General features: G+C 73.0%; 18 protein-coding genes. 9 read left to right on the forward strand and 9 right to left on the reverse strand.

Annotated elements, in window-relative coordinates; genetic code table 11:
- Window positions 1-32 precede the first annotated feature (32 nt).
- The 7 genes from pdhA (at window position 33) to E6P78_RS05145 (ending at window position 9,355) form a co-directional block, all read left to right on the forward strand.
- Window positions 33-1,196 carry a pyruvate dehydrogenase (acetyl-transferring) E1 component subunit alpha gene (gene pdhA / locus E6P78_RS05115; protein ID WP_136202256.1) on the forward strand — a complete coding sequence of 388 codons (1,164 nt, stop codon included), beginning with the start codon at window positions 33-35 and terminating at the stop codon, window positions 1,194-1,196.
- Complete coding sequence (locus E6P78_RS05120) at window positions 1,193-2,224, forward strand: alpha-ketoacid dehydrogenase subunit beta (protein WP_136202257.1); 1,032 nt, start codon at window positions 1,193-1,195, stop codon at window positions 2,222-2,224. Before pdhA ends, E6P78_RS05120 begins: the two co-directional genes overlap by 4 nt.
- Window positions 2,224-3,612: a dihydrolipoamide acetyltransferase family protein gene (locus E6P78_RS05125; RefSeq protein WP_136202258.1), complete on the forward strand. Its 1,389-nt coding sequence runs from the start codon at window positions 2,224-2,226 to the stop codon at window positions 3,610-3,612. The genes E6P78_RS05120 and E6P78_RS05125 overlap by 1 nt, the downstream gene beginning before the upstream one ends.
- Before the next feature lie 136 nt (window positions 3,613-3,748).
- Entirely contained in the window at window positions 3,749-4,600 is an 852-nt protein-coding gene (locus E6P78_RS05130) for an NTP transferase domain-containing protein (protein WP_136202259.1), read from the forward strand.
- A gap of 746 nt (window positions 4,601-5,346) precedes the next feature.
- Window positions 5,347-7,011 (forward strand): molybdopterin molybdotransferase MoeA, encoded by a 1,665-nt coding sequence (locus tag E6P78_RS05135; RefSeq protein ID WP_136202323.1) that lies wholly within the window; start codon window positions 5,347-5,349, stop codon window positions 7,009-7,011.
- Window positions 7,012-7,031: 20 nt separating this feature from the next.
- Entirely contained in the window at window positions 7,032-8,105 is a 1,074-nt protein-coding gene (locus tag E6P78_RS05140) for a potassium channel family protein (protein ID WP_136202322.1), read from the forward strand.
- Window positions 8,106-8,365: 260 nt separating this feature from the next.
- Complete coding sequence (locus tag E6P78_RS05145) at window positions 8,366-9,355, forward strand: NAD(P)H-quinone oxidoreductase (RefSeq protein WP_136202260.1); 990 nt, start codon at window positions 8,366-8,368, stop codon at window positions 9,353-9,355.
- Window positions 9,356-9,497: 142 nt separating this feature from the next.
- Here the strand turns inward: E6P78_RS05145 and E6P78_RS05150 are convergent, their stop codons facing one another.
- The 5 genes from E6P78_RS05150 to E6P78_RS05170 form a co-directional block, all read right to left on the reverse strand.
- Window positions 9,498-10,046 carry a bacterial proteasome activator family protein gene (locus tag E6P78_RS05150; RefSeq protein ID WP_136202261.1) on the reverse strand — a complete coding sequence of 183 codons (549 nt, stop codon included), beginning with the start codon at window positions 10,044-10,046 and terminating at the stop codon, window positions 9,498-9,500.
- A 96-nt stretch (window positions 10,047-10,142) separates the two neighbouring features.
- On the reverse strand, window positions 10,143-13,001 hold the full coding sequence (locus tag E6P78_RS05155; protein WP_136202262.1) for an FtsX-like permease family protein: 2,859 nt from the start codon (window positions 12,999-13,001) through the stop codon (window positions 10,143-10,145).
- Window positions 12,998-13,765, reverse strand: a complete 768-nt coding sequence (locus tag E6P78_RS05160) for an ABC transporter ATP-binding protein (protein WP_136202263.1) — start codon at window positions 13,763-13,765, stop codon at window positions 12,998-13,000. Before E6P78_RS05160 ends, E6P78_RS05155 begins: the two co-directional genes overlap by 4 nt.
- 156 nt (window positions 13,766-13,921) lie before the next feature.
- Complete coding sequence (locus E6P78_RS05165) at window positions 13,922-14,533, reverse strand: PadR family transcriptional regulator (protein WP_136202264.1); 612 nt, start codon at window positions 14,531-14,533, stop codon at window positions 13,922-13,924.
- Between the two features lie 73 nt (window positions 14,534-14,606).
- Entirely contained in the window at window positions 14,607-14,921 is a 315-nt protein-coding gene (locus E6P78_RS05170) for a hypothetical protein (protein ID WP_240799066.1), read from the reverse strand.
- Window positions 14,922-14,946: 25 nt separating this feature from the next.
- Between E6P78_RS05170 and E6P78_RS32670 the strand changes: the two genes are divergently transcribed.
- Entirely contained in the window at window positions 14,947-15,240 is a 294-nt protein-coding gene (locus E6P78_RS32670; RefSeq protein WP_168712564.1) for a hypothetical protein, read from the forward strand.
- Between the two features lie 42 nt (window positions 15,241-15,282).
- On the opposite strand, the gene E6P78_RS05180 is transcribed toward E6P78_RS32670, so the two are convergent.
- Window positions 15,283-16,944, reverse strand: a complete 1,662-nt coding sequence (locus E6P78_RS05180; protein WP_136202265.1) for a protein kinase — start codon at window positions 16,942-16,944, stop codon at window positions 15,283-15,285.
- A gap of 328 nt (window positions 16,945-17,272) precedes the next feature.
- On the opposite strand from E6P78_RS05180, the gene E6P78_RS05185 reads away from it, so the two are divergent.
- Window positions 17,273-18,958 carry a protein kinase gene (locus E6P78_RS05185; RefSeq protein WP_136202266.1) on the forward strand — a complete coding sequence of 562 codons (1,686 nt, stop codon included), beginning with the start codon at window positions 17,273-17,275 and terminating at the stop codon, window positions 18,956-18,958.
- A gap of 14 nt (window positions 18,959-18,972) precedes the next feature.
- On the opposite strand, the gene E6P78_RS05190 is transcribed toward E6P78_RS05185, so the two are convergent.
- From E6P78_RS05190 to E6P78_RS05200, 3 genes are all read right to left on the reverse strand, one after another.
- Window positions 18,973-19,980: a phosphotransferase gene (locus tag E6P78_RS05190; protein ID WP_136202325.1), complete on the reverse strand. Its 1,008-nt coding sequence runs from the start codon at window positions 19,978-19,980 to the stop codon at window positions 18,973-18,975.
- 63 nt (window positions 19,981-20,043) lie between these two features.
- Window positions 20,044-20,472: a pyridoxamine 5'-phosphate oxidase family protein gene (locus E6P78_RS05195; RefSeq protein ID WP_136202267.1), complete on the reverse strand. Its 429-nt coding sequence runs from the start codon at window positions 20,470-20,472 to the stop codon at window positions 20,044-20,046.
- A gap of 103 nt (window positions 20,473-20,575) precedes the next feature.
- Window positions 20,576-21,235, reverse strand: coding sequence for a response regulator transcription factor (locus tag E6P78_RS05200; protein ID WP_136202268.1), 660 nt, complete (start codon window positions 21,233-21,235; stop codon window positions 20,576-20,578).
- Window positions 21,236-21,296: the final 61 nt, after the last annotated feature.

Here is a 21,296-nt window from a genome sequence, read left to right on the forward strand (position 1 = left end):
TCGACACCGTTCGATGCTCGGAGGTGCCTGTCATGACGGTCCAAGAGCTGCCCGGCGCGGCCGCCTACCGGCCCACGCCGCCCCCGGCCTGGAAGCCGCTCACCGATCCCGCACCGCTGCTCCCGGACCCCGAGCCGTACCGGGTGCTCGGTACGGAAGCCGTGGCCGACGCGGACCCGGAGCTGCTGCGGCGGCTCCACACCGAGCTCGTGCGCGGCCGGCGGTTCAACGCCCAGGCGACGGCCCTCACCAAGCAGGGCAGGCTGGCGGTCTATCCGTCGAGCACGGGCCAGGAGGCGTGCGAGATCGCGGCGGCCCTGGTGCTGGAGGAGCGGGACTGGCTCTTCCCCAGTTACCGCGACACCCTCGCGGCCGTGGCGAGGGGCCTGGACCCGGTCGAGGCGCTGACGCTGCTGCGCGGCGACCGGCACACCGGATACGACCCGCGCGAGCACCGCATCGCCCCGCTCTGCACCCCGCTCGCCACCCAGCTGCCGCACGCGGTGGGCCTGGCCCACGCGGCACGGCTCAAGGGCGACGACGTGGTCGCGCTCGCCATGGTCGGCGACGGCGGCACCAGCGAGGGCGATTTCCACGAGGCGCTGAACTTCGCGGCCGTCTGGCGGGCCCCGGTCGTCTTCCTCGTACAGAACAACGGCTTCGCCATCTCCGTGCCCCTGGCCAAGCAGACCGCGGCCCCGTCCCTGGCGCACAAGGCCGTGGGGTACGGAATGCCCGGCCGGCTGGTCGACGGCAACGACGCGGTGGCGGTGCACCAGGTGCTCTCCGAGGCCGTCGAGCGGGCCAGGAGCGGCGGCGGGCCGACGCTGGTCGAGGCGGTGACGTACCGCATGGACGCCCATACGAACGCCGACGACGCGACCCGCTACCGCGGTGACAGCGAGGTCGAGGCCTGGCGGGCCCACGATCCGGTGCAGCTGCTGGAGCGCGAGCTGACCGGGCGCGGGCTGCTCGACGACGACGGCATCGAGGAGGCGCGGGTGGCCGCGGAGCGGATGGCGGCGGGGCTGCGCGAGCGGATGAACGCGGACCCGGTGCTCGACCCGATGGACCTCTTCACCCATGTGTACGCGGAGCAGACGACGCAGTTGCGCGAGCAGGCGGACCGCCTGCGCGGTGAGCTGGACGCGGAGCACGACCAGCACGGCACGGACGACGGGGGAGCAGCCCGATGACCACGGCAGCGGCGACGGCCGGGGAGCGGACCGCGAGGGCCAAGCCCGCCACGATGGCGCAGGCCCTGGGGCGTGCGCTGCGCGACTCGATGGCCGAGGACCCCTCGGTGCACGTCCTCGGTGAGGACGTCGGGACGCTCGGCGGAGTCTTCCGGATCACCGACGGCCTGGCGAAGGAGTTCGGCGACGAACGTTGCACGGACACCCCGCTGGCCGAGGCGGGCATCCTCGGGGCGGCGGTCGGCATGGCGATGTACGGGCTGCGGCCCGTGGTCGAGATGCAGTTCGACGCCTTCGCCTACCCGGCGTTCGAGCAGCTCATCAGCCATGTCGCCAAGATGCGGAACCGGACCGGGGGCGCGATGCCGCTGCCGATCACCGTACGGGTGCCCTACGGCGGCGGCATCGGGGGCGTCGAGCACCACAGCGACTCCTCGGAGGCGTACTACATGGCGACTCCCGGTCTCCACGTCGTCACGCCGGCCACGGTCGAGGACGCGTACGGGCTGCTGCGGGCCTCGATCGCCTCGGACGACCCGGTGGTCTTCCTGGAACCGAAGCGCCTGTACTGGTCGAAGGCGGACTGGTCGCCGCAGGAGCCCGCAGCCGTGGAGCCCATCGGGCGGGCCGTCGTACGCCGTCCCGGCCGCAGCGCCACGCTGATCACGTACGGGCCGTCCCTGCCGGTCTGCATGGAGGCCGCACAGGCCGCTGTCGAGGAGGGCTGGGACCTCGAAGTCGTCGACCTGCGCTCGCTGGTGCCGTTCGACGACGAGACCGTCGCCGCCTCGGTGCGCCGCACCGGGCGCGCGGTCGTCGTCCATGAATCCACCGGCTTCGGGGGCCCCGGCGGGGAGATCGCGGCCCGGATCACCGAGCGGTGTTTCCACCACTTGGAGGCGCCGGTGCTGCGTGTCGCCGGATTCGACATCCCGTATCCGCCGCCGATGCAGGAGCGCCACCACCTTCCCGGCGTGGACAGGGTGCTCGACGCCGTCGCGCGGCTGCAGTGGGAGGCGGAGAACTGATGGCCCAGGTGCTTGAGTTCAAGCTGCCGGACCTCGGCGAGGGGCTGACCGAGGCCGAGATCGTGCGCTGGCTGGTGGAGGTCGGAGACGTCGTCGCCATCGACCAGCCCGTCGTCGAGGTCGAAACGGCCAAGGCGATGGTGGAGGTGCCGTGCCCGTACGGGGGTGTGGTGACCGCCCGGTTCGGTGACGAGGGCACGGAGCTTCCGGTCGGGTCGCCGTTGCTGACGGTGGCGGTCGGGTCGTCCGGGGAGGCCTCGGGGGAGACCGATTCCGCGACCGGTGCGGCTGACGCCGAGCCCGCGGCGGCGGATTCCGGCTCCGGCTCCGGGTCCGGGAACGTGCTGGTGGGGTACGGGACCGGGGCGCCGCCGGTGCGTCGCCGGAGGGTGCGGCCGGAGGCGCTGAAGGCGGCCGGTGCGCCGCCTGCCGCGAGTGCGGTGGCTCCTGCGGCGGCTTCCTCCGGCGCCTCGTCCGCTGGTCCCGAGCGGGTGTTGGGGCCGGTCGCCGTTGTGTCGCCGCTGGTGCGCAGGCTCGCGCGCCAGCACGACCTGGATCTGCGCCGGCTCTCCGGATCGGGCCCCGACGGGCTGATCCTGAGGGCCGATGTCGAGTCCGCCATCCGGTCCGCCGCCGAGGCACCGGCGGCGGCACCCGCGGTGCCGGACGAGGCGTCCGTACGTTCCGCCGGCGAGCGGATTCCGCTGCGCGGGGTGCGTGGCGCGGTCGCCGACAAACTGAGCCGCAGCCGCCGGGAGATCCCCGACGCCACCTGCTGGGTCGATGCCGACGCGACCGAGCTGATGGCCGCGAGGGCGGCGATGAACAGCGCGGGCGGACCCGGAGCCGGCCCCAAGGTGTCGGTGCTCGCCCTGCTCGCCCGGATCTGTACGGCGGCCCTGGCCCGCTACCCGGAGCTCAACTCCACGGTGGACCAGGAGGCGCGCGAGATCGTACGGCTGCCGCAGGTGCACCTCGGGTTCGCGGCCCAGACCGAGCGGGGCCTGGTCGTCCCGGTCGTACGGGACGCCCATGCGCGCAACACGGAGTCGATCGGTGCGGAGATCACCCGGCTGACCGAGGCGGCCAGAACGGGGACGCTGAAGCCGGCGGAGCTGACCGGCGGCACGTTCACGCTCAACAACTACGGGGTGTTCGGGGTCGACGGATCGACGCCGATCATCAACCACCCGGAGGCGGCGATGCTCGGTGTCGGCCGCATCGTCCCCAAGCCGTGGGTGTACGAGGGGCAGCTCGCGGTGCGCCAGGTCGTCCAGCTGTCTCTGACCTTCGACCACCGGGTCTGCGACGGCGGCACCGCCGGGGGCTTCCTGCGTCATGTGGCCGACTGCGTGGAGCAGCCCGCGTTGCTCCTGCGGAGTCTGTAGACGCGGACCAGACGCGGGCCCGGCGGGGCGGCAGAAGCGGCGGGAGCGGGGGCCCGGCGGGAGCGGGCGGGGCGGTGAGGCCGTGGTTCCGTCACCTGCCGGGGGTACGGCGTGGCGGGCCCCGCATACTCGGGGCATGACCGCCTACGACGCCATCGTTCTCGCCGGAGGAGCCGCCAAGCGGCTGGGCGGTGCCGACAAGCCCGGGCTGCGGGTCGGTGGCCGGGCGTTGCTCGACCGCGTGCTCGCCGCCTGCGCCGACGCCGGGTCCACCGTGGTGGTGGGCGGCCGGCGGCCCACCGTGCGCGCGGTGACCTGGGCGCGCGAAGAACCGCACGGTGGCGGGCCGTTGGCGGCGCTCGGTGCGGGGGTGCGGCACACGTCGGCGGGGTACGTTCTCGTGCTCTCCGCCGATCTGCCGTTCCTGGGGCCCGATACGGTGCGCGCGCTGCTGGCGGCCTCCGGCCCGGGAGCCGGCGTCGACGGCGCCCTCTGCACCGACGAGGACGGGCGCGACCAGCCGCTGGTCGCCGTCTACCGGGCGGAGCCGTTGCGCCGCGAACTGGCGCTGCTCGCCGCCGAGCACGGCGGTCTGGCCGGGCTGCCCCTGCGGCTGCTCACGCACGAGCTGACGCTGTGCCGGGTACCGGCGGGGCCGCTCGCCTCGTTCGACTGCGACACCTGGGAGGACATTGCTTCGGCCCGGGCCCGGATCAGAGAACATGGGACCGTGCTGGATGAATGGATCACCGCAGTCAAGGATGAACTCGGCATCGACCTCGACGTCGACACCGGCCTCCTGCTCGACCTCGCCCGTGACGCCGCGCATGGCGTCGCCCGCCCCGCCGCACCCCTGACGACCTTCCTCGTCGGATACGCGGCCGCGAAGGCGAGCGGCGACGGCGGCGGGCCCGAGGCGGTGGCGGAGGCCGCCCGCAAGGCGGCGGCACTCGCGCTCCGGTGGGCGGACGAGACCGGGTCGCCGTGACGAGCCGCAGGGGCGGGACGGGGGGCGCGGGCGGCGCCGGGGGCGCCGGTGCTTCCGGGGAGCCCTGTGTTGCCGGGGGCGCCGGTGCGTCCGGGGCCGCCGGTGCGTCCGGGGCCGCCGGTGCGTCCGGGGCCGCTGGGGGTGAGCCCGCCTCCGAGGGGCGTGGCGCCGCTGATGGGCTCCGCACCGCCGCCGACGAGCGCCGCACCGCCGCCGACGAGCGGCGCGCCGCTGCGGAGAAGCGCGTCGCCGCCGAGGCCGAGGCGCGGGCCGACGAGGAGCGGGCTGTCGCCCAGGCTCTGGCCCTCGTGGGTCGGCAGGCGCCTCGGGAGGCCGCGACAGAGCCCGTCGGGCGGTCGGACCGGGCCGCCGGGCTGCCGAGCGACCGGCGCATGGACGGGCCGGACGACTGGCTTACCGGCCTACAGGGTGACTGGCCGAGCGACCCGCCTGCGGGGGTGCCGAGCGATTCGGCCGCCGGGCTGTCGGACGACGACCGGGTTGCCGGCCTGCCGGATGACCGCGTGGCCGGCCTGCCGGGCGACCTGACCTCCGGCCTGCCGGGTGACTGGACCGCCGAGCAGCCGGGCAACCGGGCCGCTGGGCTGCGCGGTGGCCCGCCCAGCGCCCGCGCCGCCGCGTCACCGAGTGACCGGCCGACCGATCAGCCGACCGACTCGCCCTCCGGGCGCCTCACCGCCGGCGACCGGCCGACTGGCCCGTCCTCCGGGGAGCCCGGCGACCGGCTGACCGACCCGCCCTCCGGGCGGCTCACCGCCAGCGACCGGCCCACCGGCCCGTCCTCCGGACGGCCCGCCGCCAGCAGCCGGCCCACCGACTCGCCCACCGACCGGCCGAGCCGCCGGCCCGCCACCTCCGCCCACGACGACCGGGCCCCCGACTCGCCCACCGACCGGCCGAGCCGCCGGCCCGCCACCTCCGCCCACGACGACCGGGCCTCCGCCCCCACTTCCACCTCCGCTCCCGACTCCCCCTCCCCCCGCTACCCCGCCTCCCCTCAAAGCGCCCCCCGCACCGACCCACAAGCCGCCCCCCGCACCTCCCCGCGCACCGCCCCCCGCACCTCCCCGCCCACCGACCCGCGCACCGCCCCCCGCACCTCCCCGCCCACCGACCCCCGTACCTCCCCGCCCACCGACCCGCGTCGCCGGGAGGTTTCCTGGGGGGAGGCGCGGGGGGTTGCCGTGCGGGTTGGGCGGGGGATTCGGGCGCGGGTCGAGTGGCCGGTCCTCGGTCACGCGCTCGGGCACGTGCTCGCCGAACCGCTCGTCGCGCTCACCGATCTGCCGTCGTTCGACACCTCGGCCATGGACGGCTGGGCCGTCGCCGGGCCGGGGCCGTGGAACATCCGGAGGGACGGCGGCATCCTCGCCGGGCACGACGCCCCCGCCCCGCTGCCCGACGGCGACGCCGTCCGCATCGCCACGGGTGCCCGTATCCCGGCGGAGGTCACCGCCGTCATCCGCAGCGAGCACGCGCACGCCGACGAGGCCAAGGGGCTGCTGTACGCGCAGGGTCACGTGAGCCAGGGGCAGGACATCCGGCCGCGCGGCCAGGAGTGCCGGTCGGGGGAGCACCTGCTTCCCGCCGGGACGGTGGTGACCCCGGCCGTCCTCGGGCTGGCCGCAGCCGCCGGGTACGACGCGTTGCCCGTCCGCCCCCGGCCGCGCGTCGACGTCCTGGTGCTCGGCGATGAACTGCTGACCGAGGGGCTGCCGCACGACGGGCTGATCCGTGATGCGCTCGGGCCCATGATCGGCCCCTGGGTGCGCGCGCTGGGGGCCGACGTCTCCGCGCCGCGCCGCCTCGGCGATGACGCGGAGGCCCTGTGGCAGGCGATCACCGGCTCCGACGCCGACCTGATCATCACCACCGGCGGCACCGCTGCCGGTCCCGTCGACCACGTCCACCGCGTTCTCGCCCGGATCGGTGCCGAGCTGTTGGTCGACGGGGTCGCCGTGCGCCCCGGTCACCCCATGCTGCTGGCCCGGCTCGCCCCGGGCGGGCCCTGTCTCGTCGGGTTGCCCGGCAACCCACTGGCCGCCGTCTCCGGTCTGCTCACGCTGGCCGGGCCGCTCCTCACCGGACTGGCCGGCCGCACCCCCGACGATCCCTACCGGGTGGCCGTGCGCGACGATATGCACGGGCATCCGCACGACACCCGGCTGGTGCCCGTGGTCCATCGGTCGGCCGGTGAACCCGGAACCGGAGGCGGACAGGAGCACGTCGTACCACTGCATTACAACGGTCCCGCCATGCTGCGCGGGATCGCAGCCGCAGACGGGTTGGCCGTCGTGGAGCCGGGCGGGGTACGGTCCGGCACCGAGGTGGAGATCCTCGATCTACCGTGGGCCTCGGCGACGCCGTGGACTGAAGGGTGTTTCACGTGAAACTTCCCGGCCATGACGCGATGGCCAGGCGGGCCGACGAACAGGTCGTCCCGACCAGGGTGATGCTCCCGCGCCGGGTCGTGGACGGACCGGCGCGCCAGGTCGCCAAGCGGCTGATGATGGCTCTGGTGGTGCTCGCCGTCACCGTGTTCATCGTCTGGGTCGACCGCGGGGGCTACCACGACGCGGCCGACGACAAGGTCGATCTGCTGGACGCGGTGTACTACGCGACGGTCACCCTCTCCACCACCGGATACGGCGACATCACCCCGTACAGCGACGGTGCCCGGCTCACCAATGTGGTGCTCGTGACACCGTTGCGCGTGCTCTTCCTCATCATCCTGGTCGGCACCACCCTGGAGGTCCTCACGGAGCGGACCCGGGAGGACTTCCGGCTGAAGCGTTGGAGAACCAACTTGCGTGACCACACTGTCGTCGTCGGCTTCGGTACGAAGGGCCGCTCGGCCATCCAGACCCTGTGTGCCACCGGGCTGAGCAAGGAACAGATCGTCATTGTCGACCCGGCGTCCAAGGTGATCGAGATCGCCAACGCCGAGGGGTTCACCGGCGTCCTCGGGGATGCCACGCGCAGCGATGTGCTGCGGCGCGCCGAGCTGCAGAAGGCCCGTCAGATCATCATCGCCACCCAGCGCGACGACACCGCCGTCCTGGTCGCGCTGACCGCCCGCCAGCTCAACCGCGGCGCGAAGATCGTGGCCGCGGTGCGCGAGGAGGAGAACGCACCGCTGCTGCGGCAGTCCGGTGCGGACGCGGTGATCACCAGTGCCAGTGCGGCGGGACGGCTGCTCGGCCTCTCGGTGCTCAGCCCCAGCGCGGGCACGGTGATGGAGGACCTCATCCAGCAGGGCAGTGGGCTCGACCTCGTGGAGCGCCCGGTCATAAAGTCCGAGGTGGGCAAGAACGTGCGGGAGACCGACGACCTCGTGGTCAACGTCCTGCGCGGGCACCGGCTGCTCGGCTACGACGATCCGGCGGCCAGTCCCCTGCAGCTGACGGACCGGCTGATCACCATCGTCCGCGCGTCGAACGATCCGCCCCCCAACCCCCTGCACCAGGCCGTCCCGCGCCCCTGAGTGCCCCCGAGCATGCCTGAGGGCCCCCGGCCGCGCCCGCGTGTTCCTGAGCGTGCCCGGGTGTGCCTGAGCGCGCCCGCGTGTCCCTGGCCCGGGTCCGCCGCCCTGGCCACGTCCCGGGCCCCTGAGAGTGCGTCCGCGTGTTCCTGAGAGTGCGTCCGCGTGTTCCTGAGCGCGCGCCCGGGTGGCCCTGAGCCCGTTTCGCCGCCCCGGCCCCGCGCATCGTCGTGGGCGGCGTGCCACGGAGTAGCCTCGCGGCCATGCATGCGATCACGATCCCCGAACCCGGTGGCCCCGAGGCGCTCGTGTGGGCCGAGGTGCCCGATCCCGTTCCCGGCGAGGGCGAAGTCCTCGTCGATGTCGTGTCCAGCGCGGTCAACCGGGCCGACGTGCTCCAGCGGCAGGGCTTCTACAACCCGCCGCCCGGGGCGCCCCCCTACCCGGGCCTGGAGTGCGCCGGCCGGGTGTCGGCTCTCGGCCCCGGGGTCACCGGCTGGGCCGTCGGTGACGAGGTGTGCGCGCTCCTGTCGGGCGGCGGTTACGCGGAGAAGGTCGCCGTCCCGGCGGGCCAGCTGCTCCCCGTACCCGCAGGGCTGGACCTCACGTCGGCGGCGGCGCTGCCCGAGGTGACGGCCACGGTCTGGTCCAACGTGTTCATGGTGGCCCACCTGCGGCCTGCCGAGACCCTGTTGGTGCACGGCGGCTCCAGCGGCATCGGCACGATGGCGATCCAGCTCGCCAAGGCGGTCGGCGCGCGGGTCGCGGTGACGGCAGGCGGGCCCGAGAAGCTGGCGCGCTGCGCGGAGCTCGGCGCGGACATCCTGATCGACTACCGCGAGCAGGACTTCGTCGAGGAGATCCGCAAGGCCACGGACGGGGCGGGCGCGGACGTCATCCTCGACATCATCGGCGCGAAGTACCTCGACCGGAACGTGCAGGCGCTCGCCGTCAACGGCCGGCTGGCGATCATCGGGCTCCAGGGCGGTGCCAAGGGCGAACTGAACCTCGGCGCGCTGCTGAACAAGCGGGCGGCCGTCACGGCGACCTCGCTGCGCGGGCGCCCGCTCGCCGAGAAGGCGGCGATCGTCGCGGCGGTGCGCGAGCACGTCTGGCCGCTCATCGCCGAGGGCGTCGTGAAACCGGTGGTCGACCGCACGGTGCCGATGCAGGACGCGGCGGAAGGGCACCGGGTCATGGAGTCCAGCGCCCACATCGGCAAGGTGCTGCTCCAGCCGCCCACAGCCGCCTGAGGCGCGACACCGAACCGAGGGGCCCGGCACACGTGCCGGGCCCCTCGGGCATGGTCGGTCGGTAGGTAGGTAGGGGTACGGGTTCCTGAGTAGAGCGTGCGTGCCGGACACCGCCCGGCAGGCGGGTCTTTCAAAACACGGTCTAGAGGTACGGCCCCGAGCGGACCGGGCCGTGCGGGTCGATCCCGCCGTCCTCCTCATCGCTCCCGCTGCCCGGCGGCAGGGCGCGGCGCATCTGTTCCAGCTGGGCGCGGGCCGCCATCTGCTGGGCGAACAGGGCGGTCTGGATGCCGTGGAACAGGCCCTCCAGCCAGCCCACCAGCTGGGCCTGAGCGATCCGCAGCTCCGCCTCGGAGGGGACCGAGTCCTCGGTGAACGGCAGGGAAAGCCGCTCCAGCTCCTCCACCAGCTCCGGCGCGAGGCCGTCCTCCAGCTCCTTGACCGAGCCGGCGTGGATCTCCTTGAGGCGCACCCGGCTCGCCTCGTCGAGAGGAGCCGCCCTGACCTCCTCCAGGAGCTGCTTGATCATGCTGCCGATGCGCATGACCTTCGCGGGCTGCTCGACCATCTCCGTCACCGGGACCTCCCGCGACTCGTCGTCAGTGCCACCGCCGCCGATCGCCATTCCGTCCTGGCCCACCACGAGGACCTGGGGGTGCTCCTGCGACCGTTCATTCCTCGGCATCTCCATGCCGACCATTGTCGCGCACATACGGCGTTCACCACTGTGGTGCCCCCGGGAACGGATGATCCACCGTCCCCGGGGGCACCGGAACAGCCCAGTGGTTCAGCCGGCCCGCCGTGCCAGGGTCAGCCGCGAGCGGGTGAACGCCGCCGCGAGGATGCCCGCCAGCAGCGGGACCGCCACGGCCAGCAGCCCGATGGCCGTCCAGGGCAGCACGATCGGCGTGTAGGCGGACTCCATGGGCTGGAGCCGCATCTGCTCCATCGACTGGCGTAGGTCGACCAGGCGCAGCGCCACCGCGGGCACCAGTCCCGCGGCCGTCCCGAGCAGCACCCCGGTCAGCGCCACCACCAGGCACTGGAAGCCCGAGAGCGTCCGCCGCACCCGCGGGGGCGCGCCCACCGCGCTGAGCGTGGTGAGGTCGGCCTCGGCGTCGGCCTTGGCGAGACCGGTGGTGATCGCCGCCGCGCCCACGGTCACCACCCCGGCGAACAGGGTGAGGATCAGCAGGATGGTGTTGCCCCGGTCGTTGGGCCCGGAGTCGGACTGCACCCAGATCCCGCCGCCGGCCTGCTCGATGGCGGCCGTGACGCGCTGGTCCTCGGCGTCCGTGGGCCGGTGGCTGACGGCGTACACGCTGCCGTTCGGCTGCGTGTGCAGGCCGAGGCGTTCGGCGGTCTGCTGGGGGAGGATCATGCGGACTCCGGGCGTGGCGGCGTACTCGGCCTTCGCCACGTACACCTTCAGCCGGTCCGTGGTCTTGCGGGCCGGGCCGGGGTGCAGTTTGCGGTTCTTCTTGTCCTTGTCGTTGTACGCGTGGACGGCCTTGAGGGTGACCTCGCCGTTCTGCGCGTACGCCCGGTTGAGCAGGACGGGCGTGCCCGCCTTGAGGGCCGCGGTGGCGGCCGGGTCGTCGAGCTTCACATACGTGGCGAGCAGGGCGGCGTCGCCCACGACGATGTTGTTGGAGTCCGTGCTGAGGGAGCCCACGGAGATGTACTCGTCCACGCAGGCCGGGGACCGCATCATCGTGCGGTGCTCCTCGGCGGAGAGCCGTGCGGCGAGTTCCTTGGCGCCCTTGGTGTTGAGCGGGCAGGTGTGGCCCTTGCCGGTGGGCTTGACCAACTCCAGGGTGCCGCAGGCGTCCTCCGCGTCTTCGTAGTAGACGTGGCAGTCGCTGCCCGCCCAGACCCGGGAGATGTCGGCGCGGCCACCGGTCACCGCCATGTTCTGCTCGACGGCGGCCCGGGCCACCGGCAGCCGCTCCACGGCCTCGCCGTCGCCGGAGAGGACGATCGTGCCCTGGGTCAGCATGGGGGTGTAGTCGTAGTCGGACTCGGCCAGGGTGCTGGACATGTACGTGGCGATGGCCACCGAGCCCGCGACGGCCGCCATCACGGCGGCGACCGCCGGAGCGGTGCGGCCGCGGTTGCGGGCCGCGTCGCGCAGAGCCATCCGGGGCGAGAGCGGGAGCCTGCGGCCGAGCCGGCCCAACAGCCCGACGATCACCGGAATGCAGGCCAGCAGGCCCAGTTCGGCGACGACCGAGCCGCCGGCGACCAGGGTGGAGTTGCCGCTGATGCCTCCGTAGACGGCGATGACGATGCCGAGGACGAGCACGCAGGCGCCCGTGACGGGCAGCACCCGGGAGCTGCGGCGCACCCCGCGCCGGCCGGTGAGCGATTCCAGTGCGGACTGCCGGCCGGCCACGATCGCCGGGGCGAGCGCCGCCAGCAGGCCGGTGATCAGGCCGAGCACGGCGATGACCAGGAGTTCGGTGGGCCGCATCGACAGCGAGCCGAAGCGGTGCCCGGCCCAGTTCTCGATCATCGGCCGGAACGCCACCGTCAGCAGCAGCCCGACCGCGACACCGGCGACCGCTCCGACGCCGCCGAGGACGAGACCGCCGCCGAGGACGACGGCACGGACCTGGCTGCGGTCGCCGCCGCAGGTGCCGAGCAGGCCGAGCTGGCGCCGGGAGCGGCGCGCGCCGACGGCGAACGCAGGTCCGGCGAGCAGCACGATCTCCAGGATCGCCATCGCGACGACGGTGATGAGGGCGGCGCTGGTCTCGCTGGAGCCGGCGTTGCCGGAGTTGTAGTCCGGGTACGACCGCAGCAGCGGGATCTCGGAGTCCGGCGGCGGGTTCTCGAGGACCTGGCGCGAGGTGACGACAGCACCGGCCTTGTTGGCCGTCAGCACGTCGTTCCAGACGATCCCGGCCTGCCCGGCCCCCTCGACCAGCCACTGCGACGTGCCCGGGTGGGGCGCCGGCACCTTCTTGTCGCGGTCCGCCATGGCCTGCCAGGGGGCGATCACCGCGCCCGGGTCGGCGTACAGCTGCTTCGTCTTCAGATCGGCGGGCAGTTCGACCGCACCGGTGATCGTGTACTTCTTGCCGGAGGCCGTCACCGTGACGTCGGAGCCGACGTGCAGGCCCGTCGACTTCAGGAACGGCTCGGTGGCCACCATCTCGCCCGAGCCGCGCGGGAACGCGCCCTTGACGAGTTCGATCTTCCCCCGGGCCATGCGGTCGGAGGTCTTGAGCTCCACGATGTCGGCGCTGGCGAGCCCGTACGCGGTCGTGACGCTCGCGGGCACGGACTGCTCGCTGATCGCCCGCGCGCCCTTGGGGAACACGGCGTGCATGTCGATCGGCGGCACGTCCTGATTGGGCAGGTCGCTGCTTTCGCTGTTCTCGCTGTTGTACATGTCGCCGTCGGGCATCTGCTGGAGCGGCCCCATGCCCGGGTCGCTGTACAGCGCGTCGGCCGAGCCGATACGGGCCGTCAACTGCTCCGCCGGGCTCAGCTCCGCACTGCGGTACGTGATGTCGGCGGCCGTCACCCCGAGGACCGGCAGCGCGATCATCGCGACCACCAGGGCGCTGCGGCCCTTGGCCCGCAGGGCGTCGCGGCGGGCTATCCGGAGGGCGGCGCGCCACCCCGTGAAGACGCTCACTCGGCTCCCCCGGCGGCCAGCAGCGAGTCGGCCCCGGCCGTCAGCGTCTGGTCGACGATCGACCCGTCCCGGAGGAAGACGACCCGGTCGGCCCAGGCCGCGTACCGCGGTTCGTGCGTGACCATCACCCCGGCCGCGCCCTGGTCGCAGCGGTTGCGCAGCAGGGCGAGGACGGTCTCGCCGGTCTCGGAGTCCAGGGCCCCGGTCGGTTCGTCGGCGAGCACCAGGCGCCGGTCCCCCACCAGCGCGCGGGCGATGGCGACGCGCTGCTGCTGGCCGCCGGACATCTCGTCCGGGAAGCGGTCCGCGATCTCCAGGAGGTTCATCTCCTCCAGCGCGGCCCGCGCCTCCTTGCGGGCCTTGCGCACGGAGACCCCGTCGAGTTCGCGCGGCAGGGCGATGTTCTCGGCGGCGGTCAGGGCGGGTATCAGGTTGTAGTCCTGGAAGACGTAGCCGACGCTGCGGCGGCGCAGGGCGGCGACGCCCTTGCGGCCGAGCGTGGAGATGTCCTGGCCTTCGATGATCACCTGGCCGCCGCTCGCGGTGTCGAGACCGCCGGCGAGCGTCAGCAGGGTGGACTTGCCCGAGCCGGACGGGCCCATCACGGCGACGAGTTCACCGGCGTGCACCGACAGGCTGATGCCGCGCAGCGCGTGCACCTCGGCGATGCCGGTGCCGTGCGTGCGGGTGAGGGCGCGGAGTTCGAGCACCGGTGTGTCCACCGTCGGGGGCGGTGCGGCTGGGGACGGAACGTGCAGGGACATGCGGGTGGTTCCCCCTCGGAACGGTTCTGTGGGCGGTGCCGGATGCGTGGGCACCGCGTGGAGCCTCGGTGACGTCGATGAGGTCGGTGGTGACGTCATCGGTGACGGAGTTACGGGCTTGCGGCCGCCCGTGCGTGCGTGCCCGGGGCCGCGGGCTCAGCGGCGCGCGCGGGTCCGGCCGGCGGGGCGGGGGGCGGTGGCCTGGGACGGGCTCCGCTCCGGCTCGGTGGCGGCGGCCTCGGCGAGGCGGACCAGCCGGGCCTCGCAGTGGTCCAGCCAGCGGGCCTCGGCCTCGGCCTGGAAGATCAGCTGTTCCACGACGAGCAGCCAGGCGACCTCGTCGCGGTTGGCGGGGGCCTGGGCGAGGGACTGCGCCTTGAGGCGGGTGTAGTCCTGCATGGCCTTCACCGTGTGGTGGCGCTGGGCCTGGATGACGGCCCTGATGTCGACGCCGGGCGCGCCGACCGCCATGGCGAGCTTGATGGCCAGCTCGTCGCGGGGCGGGCTGTTGCGGTCGACCGGCGTCTCGAACCAGGAGCGCAGCTCGGTGCGCCCGGCGTCGCTGATCGAGTAGAGGGCGTGGCCCTGGTCGTCCTCGCCGTCCTGGACGACGAGGCCGTCACGCTCCAGCCGGCTCAGCGTCGTGTACACCTGCCCGACGTTGAGCGGCCAGGTGGAGCCGGTGCGTGATTCGAATTCGGTGCGGAGCTGGGAGCCGTAGCGCGGCCCTCGCTCCAGGAGGGCGAGGAGCCCGTGACGGATCGACATACTGAGTATGTATACCGAGTATGTTGTTCGACGCAAGTTTCTCCGGGGACCTCTGTGGAGCTCGCCCCGGCCCTCAGCGGGCGCGGCGCATACGGAAGGCGAGGAAGCCGATACCCAGCCCCACCAGGGCGATTCCCGCGCCGAGCGACACCTGTTGCACCCGCCGCACGGTCGCCCCGTCGAGCGCCTGCCGCCCCGCCGGGAGGTTGTCGGGGAAGTCCCGCGGGTCCGGCGTGAAGGCCGGCACGGCGGCGGGTTGCGCCGTCGCGGACGGCTCGTCGCGCTCGGCCCGGTCGTCGAGCGCGTCCTGCCGGGCCAGCTCGGCGGGCGACCGTCCGGGCCGCTGCCGCCCGGCCCCGGCGGGCCGCCCGGCGAGCGGCGACTGCAACTCCCCGGGACGCGCAGTCCCGGCGGTGGGCGAAGACGAAGGCGAGGGCGAGGAGGAAAGCGAGGGCGAGGAGGAAAGCGAGGACGAGGAGGAAAGCGAGGGTGAGGGTGAGGGCGAGGACGAAGGTAGGGGCGAAAGCGAAGGCGAAGGTGAGGACGAAAGCGTAGGCGAGGGAGAGGGTGCGGGAGAAGACGGGGAAGCCGGCGCCACGCCCCCCAGGGCCGCGGCTGCCGTCAACGTCAGGCAGGCCACGCCCCGCGAGGAGCGCGCGGAGAACCGTCCCGAAGCCATGCGGCCAGCGTCACATGTGGCGATATGACCGGCATCTCAGTTGATACGTACGGATGACCGACAAGCGGCCCTACTCCGGGTCTCCCGTAGCGATGCGCAGCTCGAAGTGGGCGCCGGTCTCCGGCACGGCCGTCCCGGGGGTGGGGAACTGGTCGACGACCTGGTCCTCCGCGTACGCGTTCCCCGGGACCTTGATCTGCTTGATCGTCCAGCCCGCCGCGTCCGCGCAGGCGCGCACCGAGAGGATGTCCTTGTAGAGGAAGCTCGGGGCGACGACCTTGTTCGGGTCGTCCGAGTCCTCCAACGCGTCCGTGCACTTATCGGTCTTCATCGTCCGGTTGCGTTCCGGATCGCGGTGCTCGCCGGACGGGGACGCGCTCGCGGCGGCGTCGGTGCTGCCCTTGTCGTCGTTGCCGTTGAGCGCGATGACCGTGACCAGGCCACCGATGGCGACCAGCGCGACGACGATCGAGCCGATGATCACGGGCATGTTCCGCTTGGAACCGCCGCCACCCGGGCCGGAGGCCGTCGCGGTCTGCGGGGAGATCGTGTACGGCGTGGGCGTCTGGTGCTGCATCGGCGACATGGGCGCCACGCCCTGGTAGGCCGGCGCCGCCGTCTGCGGGTAGCCGTAGGACGGGCTCGTGGCGGGGGCCGGCGTCGCGGGACCGTACGGGCCGTGCTGCTGCTGGGACTGGTAGGGGCCCGGCTGGTACGGCGTCTGGACGCTCTGCGGGGCGGGCGCGGACTGGTCGACCGGCGGGAAGACCGCCGAGCCGACGCCCGAGCCGCTGTTCGCCGGAGCGCTGCCGCCCCCGACGATCACCGGGGCGCCGGTCTGCCCGCTCGCGCTCAGCACGCGCGCGATCTCGTCCTGCATCGCCGCCGCGCTCGGGAAGCGCTCGTTCGGGTTCTTCTTGAGCGCGCGGGCGACGAGGGCGTCCATCGCCGGGGTCAGCGAGCGGTTGATCGTGGACGGGGGGACGGGCTCCTCCTGCACATGCGCGTACGCGATGGCGAGCGGGGAGTCCGCGTCGAAGGGGAGGCGGCCGGTCAGCAGCTGGAAGAGCATGATGCCGACCGAGTAGAGGTCGGAGCGCGCGTCCACCCCGCGGCCCAGGGCCTGTTCGGGGGAGAGGTACTGCGGAGTGCCGACGACCATGCCGGTCTGCGTCATCGACGTGACGCCCGACTGCATGGCGCGGGCGATGCCGAAGTCCATGACCTTCACGATGCCGCGCTTGGTCACCATCACGTTGCCCGGCTTGATGTCGCGGTGGACCAGGCCCATTTCGTGGCTGGTGTCCAGCGCGGCCAGCACATCGGCCGTGACCTTGAGCGCCTTGTCGGCCGGCATCGCGCCGTGGGCGCGGATGTCCGCCTGGAGTACGGAGCCGAGCGGCTGCCCCTCGACGTACTCCATGACTATGTACGGCATCAGCGCGCCGCCGAGCTCGTCCTCGCCGGTGTCGAAGACCGAGACGATGTTGGTGTGCTGGAGCTTCGCGACGGCCTGGGCCTCGCGGCGGAAGCGCTCACGGAAGGACTGTTCGCGGCCCAGCTCCGTGTGGAGGGTCTTGATCGCGACCTGCCGGTCGAGCGCGGAGTCGTACGCCAGGTATACGGACGCCATCCCGCCTTCGCCGAGCAGATCACGCAGCTGGTACCGGCCGCCGGCGACCGAACCGCCCGCGTAGCGACCCTGTGAACCGTGTGCGCCGTCCTGGCCCATGACTTGCTTCCCCCTCGGCGCGCGACTCACGCGAAGATCCGTATTACTGGCCAAGTCTGCCCGAGGGGTACGACACGTCAAGCCGGGTGCCCGTTCCGTGACCGTACGCCCAAGAAGCGTCTCGGAAGCGTTACAGGAACCGTGCGGGATTTGCGTCGGTGGCGCGCCAGCCGATTGGATGACCGGTCCGGCTCGGAATCGGCGTGTCCGACGGAGGCTGTAGCGTGACGGGGCAATGCGGCCGGCGGCGCAGCCGGTAACGCAGCAAGGCACCGTGAGACCCCGCGGACGCGCGGACGGACGCGGACAGATACGACGGCGAGGACTGATGGCACCCGAACCCGAAGCAAACGGCGGCGGAGTTCCGGATGGCACCGAATCCTGGGGCATCGGAGGGGTCGTCGGTGACGGGCGCTACCGGCTGACGCACCGGCTCGGCCGGGGCGGCATGGCCGAGGTGTTCGCGGCGGAGGACGTCCGGCTGGGACGCACGGTCGCGGTGAAGCTGCTGCGCTCCGACCTCGCCGAGGACCCGGTCTCCAAGGCACGGTTCACGCGCGAGGCGCAGTCGGTCGCCGGGCTCAACCACCATGCGGTCGTGGCGGTGTACGACTCCGGCGAGGACACGGTCAACGGCCAGACCGTCCCGTACATCGTGATGGAGCTGGTCGAGGGCCGTACGATCCGCGATCTGCTGCTCAACGCCGAGGCCCCGCCTCCGGAGCAGGCGCTGATCATCGTCTCCGGCGTGCTGGAGGCGCTGGCCTACTCGCACCAGCACGGGATCGTGCACCGCGACATCAAGCCGGCCAACGTGATCATCACGCACTCCGGCGCGGTCAAGGTGATGGACTTCGGCATCGCCCGCGCGCTGCACGGCGCGCAGTCCACGATGACGCAGACCGGCATGGTCATGGGGACGCCGCAGTACCTCTCCCCCGAACAGGCCCTCGGCAAGGCCGTCGACCACCGCTCCGACCTGTACGCCACCGGCTGCCTGCTGTACGAACTCCTCGCGCTGCGGCCCCCGTTCACGGGTGAGACGCCGCTCTCCGTCGTGTACCAGCACGTCCAGGACACCCCGGTCCCGCCGTCGCAGATCTCCGACGTGGTGCCGCCGGAGCTCGACGGGCTCGTGATGCGCTCGCTGGCGAAGGACCCGGACGACCGGTTCCAGAGCGCCGAGGAGATGCGCGGGCTCGTCCAGTACGGCCTGCAGATGCTCCAGGTCCAGGGCGGCCACACCGGCACGTGGAACACCGGCCCGGTCCTCCTCAACGACGGTTCCGGCACCCCGCCCCAGGGCATGACCGGCGCCACCCGCGCCATGGGCTACCCGCAGCACGGGGACACCTCGCAGGCCCCGATCCTGCCGCCGATGAACCCGGACGACGGCGGTTACGACGGCGGCAGCACCCGGCAGGGCGGCAGCGGGCGCGGCAAGCTGTTGCTGTTCGTCGTGCTCGCCCTGATCGCGATCGGCGCGGGCGTGGCCATCGCGGTCAGCGCGGCGAACAGCGGCGGCGACAAGCACGAGAAGAAGCCCACCGAGACCTCCAGTTCGCCGAGCCCGACGGAGGAGTCCCCGACGCCGACCCCGGAACAGACCGAGGACACCGAGCAGCCGGGCACCAGCACCGGCAACCAGTGGGACAACACGCGGCGGCCCTCGTACACGCCGAGCAAGACGTCGGAAGCCCCCCCGAGCCCCTCGATCGAGCCGGACACGGGCGGCACGGAGGACGGCGGCACGGACACCAGCAGCGGCGGTTCGGCGTCGACCGGCAGCAGCAACGGTTCCAGCAACGGCAGTACCGGCACCAGCAACGGGAGCAGCAACGGCTCCGGCAACGGCAGTGCGGGGGCCGACGGCGGCGACACCGGCACCAGCGACGGCGGTACGGGCACCAGCGAAGGCGCGTCCGAAGGCGCGGACGGGGCCGCCGGCGGTGTCGTCGAAGGCGCCACCGCCGGAGCGCCCGCGGGTGCGGCCGGCTCTGCCACGGGCGGCTGAGCGCGGCGCGGCCGTCACCCCGTGAAGGCCGCGCGCACCGCCTCGTACTCACGGGTCCACCAGACCGCCAGGGCCGACACCGCGGGGAACTGCGGGTCGGCCCTCCGGTCGTTCAGGCAGTAGCGCCAGCGCAGTATCCAGAAGTCGTTGAGCCGTTCCCACCACACCCGGTGCACCGCGGCGGCCAGTTCGGCGGCGTCGGCCCCGGCCGCCCGCCGGTAGGCGCGGGCGTAGACCCGTACCTTCGCCAGGTCCAGCGCGCCGGCCGGCTGGACGAAGAAGATCGCCGCCGCCCGGACCGCCTCCTCCGCGCGCGGCTGGACCGCGAGGCGGTCCCAGTCGAGGATCGCCACCGGATCGGCGCCCCGGTAGAGCACGTTCAGCGGGTGGAAGTCGCCGTGCACCCAGCCGGTCGCCGGCACCCCGGGGTCGGGCGGGCGGCGGTCCGCGTGCCGTTCCAGCAGGGTGCGCCGCTCCCGCAGCCGGTGTTCGGCCAGCTCGTCGAAGGAGTCCCGGGTCCGGCGCCCGCGCGCGGCGGCCAGCAGGTCGCCGATCAGCGCGAAGGTGTCGGCCGCCTCCGGACTCGCGTACCCGGCCGGACTCCCACCGGCCCCGCCCGTGTCCGTGTCCCGCTCGCTCCCCATCACCTGCTCAAGACCCGTGTGTACGGCTCCGAGCAGCGTCCCGAGACGCATCGACTGGGCGAGGGTGAGCTGCGCGCCGCCCCGGTGCAGGCCGTCGACCCAGGGGTGCAGGGCGTAGCAGCGGCCGGCGATCTCCGTGACGGTCTCGCCGTCGCCGGCCTCGATGGGCGGGGCGACGGGCACGCCGAGTGACTGGAGGCGCCGGGTGGCGCGGTGCTGGCGGACGATGGTGGCGCGGTCGCGGGTGGCGTCGTCCAGGTGGTGCTTGAGGAAGTACGGGCCCCGGGTGGTGGACACCCGGTAACCGTGGTTGAGCAGACCCTGGGAGAGCGGGGTGCAGGTGAGCGGCTCACCGGCGTGCGGGTAACGGCGAAGCACCTCACCGACCGGGGGAACAGGCGGCAGGGCGACAGATGAGCGCGACACGCGTCAGATGTTAGATCACGCTGCGTTGCGGATCTGCTGACTTGCGTCGAAGCCCAGAGTGTGCACGGTGACGAAGTGCGGTTCGAGCCGGAGATACGACGGTACGAACGGCTCGCCGTTGACCTCGACGGGGACCGGCCCGAAGCGCTCGCGCTGGGCGCAGGTCGGCTCGATGATCCGCGCGGGCCCGGTGAACTGCACGGACCACAGGTCGTCGCTGCCTGCGGAGGCCGCCGCGTTGAAGTTGTCCGCACCGTAGGCCACGACCGTGCCGTCGCAGGCGTCGTGGCAGCCGAGGCCGCTGTGCAGGCGCAGCACGACGCGGCCGTCGATGACGATGTGCCGGGCCACCGTCAGGAACGGGAGGGCCCGCATGCTGGTCGCCAGCCGGCCGTAGGGGACCCGGCCGAGCAGGTCGATCGCGTGTAGTTCCTCAAGGGACATGTCTTCCACTGTCGGCCCTGTGTGTGGGCGCGAATAAGAGGCCGGGGCCCCGGGGTGGCCGGGACCAAAGTCCCGATCTGCGCGATGCGCGGGCGGCCGTCCCTCAGCGCTTCTCCGCCTGGAGCCGTGCGACGTACGCGGCGGCCTGCGAGCGGCGCTCCATGCCCAGCTTGGACAGCAGGCTGGAGACGTAGTTCTTGATCGTCTTCTCGGCGAGGTGCAGCCGCTCACCGATCACCCGATTGGTCAGGCCCTCGCCGATCAGATCGAGGATCTTGCGCTCCTGGTCCGTGAGGTTCGCGAGCTTCTCGTCCCCCTGCGCCTTCTTGCCGTCGCGCAGCCGCTCCAGGACGCGCGCGGTCGCGACCGGGTCGAGCAGCGACTTCCCGGCCGCCACATCCCGTACGGCCGTCAGCAGCTCGTTGCCGCGGATCGCCTTGAGCACGTAGCCGGAGGCGCCCGCCATGATCGCGTCGAACAGTGCCTCGTCGTCGGCGAACGAGGTCAGCATCAGGCAGTTGACGGAGTCGTCCTGGGAGCGGATCTCGCGGCAGACCTCCACGCCGCTGCCGTCCGGCAGCCGTACGTCGAGCACGGCCACATCGGGGCGGACCGCCGGAATCCGCACCAGCGCGTCGGCCGCCGTACCGGCCTCACCGACCACCTCGATGTCGTCCTCCATCGCCAGCAGCTCATGGACTCCGCGGCGGACCACTTCGTGGTCGTCGAGCAGAAAAACGGTGATTTTTCCTTCTTCGCTCACAAACGCAGTCTCACACACTCCCCCCTTCCCTGCCGGTGTCGCGCGGGATAACGTGCCGTTG

The organism is Streptomyces sp. A0958 (assembly GCF_004795035.1).
In the GTDB taxonomy this organism is placed as follows: domain Bacteria; phylum Actinomycetota; class Actinomycetes; order Streptomycetales; family Streptomycetaceae; genus Streptomyces.